A 1,118-nucleotide genomic window follows, 5' to 3' on the forward strand; every position below is an offset into this window, starting at 1 on the left:
GAGGTTTTCGTGTGGGCGTCGGGTGGTGACGGGTGGTGATCCCTGCGGTATGCCGTTGCTATGCGGTATGCGCAGGGTGGGGGCCTGACCGCTGAGCGGCGGGCGTTTCGTGAACAGGTGCGGCTGGAGGCCGCGGCGCAGTTCGCACGTGGTGAGAAGACGGCGGCGATCGCGAAGGAGTTACGGGTCAGCGAGCGGTCGGTGGAGCGGTGGCGTCGGGCCTGGCGTGAGGGCGGCATCGAGGGACTGCGGTCGGCTGGTCCGGGTCAAGTACCGAAGCTGTCTGCCCAGCAGTTCGCGGTCCTGGAGGAGGAGCTGGGCAGGGGGCCGGCCGCGCATGGCTGGGAAGACCAGCGGTGGACCCTGGCGCGGGTCCAGACGGTGGTCGACCGCAGGTTTCGGATCTCCTTGTCGGTGGCCGGGGTGTGGCGGCTGCTGCAACGGCATGGCTGGTCGTGGCAGAGCCCAGCTCGGCGGGCGCTGGAGCGTGATGAGGGCGCCGTGGAGCTGTGGAAGAAGGAGGTGTGGCCGTTGGTGGAAGCACCGCGGCGGCGCTCGGGGCCTGGATCGTCTTTGAGGACGAAGCCGGGTTCGCGATGACGCCGCCTCGCGCACGCACCTGGGGCCGGCGAGGGCACACGCCCGTGGTGAGGGTCCGGGGACGCTCCCGACGGCGGATCTCGGTCGCCGCGCTGTGCTGCTACAAGCCGGGCGAGAGACCGCGGCTGATCTACCGTCCCCGGTTCCACCTGCCCTTCAAAGGGGCACGCAAGAGTTTCGCGTGGACCGATTACCGCGACTTGGCCGTCCGGGCCCACCTCCAACTCGGTGGCCCGGTCGTGCTCGTGTGGGACAACTTGAACACTCACCTGGCCGCCGGCATGAAGCAGTACGCGGCCGACCACGACTGGCTCACCATCTTCCAGCTGCCCAGTTACGCGCCTGACCTCAACCCGGTGGAAGGCATCTGGTCGCTCCTACGGCGCGGACCGATGGCCAATGCCGCGTTCACCGATCCCGACCACCTCACGCAGACCCTCCGGCGCGGCCTGCGACACATCCAGCTCCGGCCCGGCCTCATCAACGGCTGCCTTGCCGGAACCAGCCTGACCATCACC

Annotated in this window: 1 protein-coding gene; it reads left to right on the forward strand. The window is 69.2% G+C overall.

The window, feature by feature from the left end; translation table 11 throughout:
- Nucleotides 1–60: 60 nt before the first annotated feature.
- Nucleotides 61–1,118, forward strand: a protein-coding gene (locus ACFYYN_RS43385; RefSeq protein ID WP_500550205.1) for an IS630 family transposase whose coding sequence is annotated in 2 segments (ribosomal slippage) — nucleotides 61–522 and nucleotides 525–1,118 — 1,056 coding nt annotated over the 2 segments. Because the reading frame shifts where the segments join, the coding sequence is not laid out codon by codon here. This gene is flagged as partial in the annotation.

It is taken from the genome of Streptomyces sp. NPDC001902, assembly GCF_042891295.1.
GTDB lineage: Bacteria > Actinomycetota > Actinomycetes > Streptomycetales > Streptomycetaceae > Actinacidiphila.